A 243-nucleotide genomic window follows, 5' to 3' on the forward strand; every position below is an offset into this window, starting at 1 on the left:
AGGCCCGTCGCGCCGAACGGGCGGGCGACCGCTTCGCCAAGCTGGACGCGAACGGCGACGGCTCCATCAGCCGGGCCGAGTTCGACGCCGGCCATGCCGCACGCCCGGATCGCGGTCCGCGCGCGGAGCGTGCCGGTCATCGTGAGGGGCGTCGCGGCGGCGCACGTCACGCCATGCGCGGACAAGGCCGCGAACGCGGGCCGGTGGTGATCGCCGAAGCCTCCGCCAAGCTCGGCGAGCGTT

General features: G+C 75.7%; 1 pseudogene. It reads left to right on the forward strand.

Annotated elements, in window-relative coordinates:
* Positions 1-243, forward strand: a pseudogene (locus tag AC3XQU_RS24620) (hypothetical protein); the annotation flags it as partial.

The sequence above is a fragment of the Telluria sp. AZSoR62 genome (genome assembly GCF_058111565.1).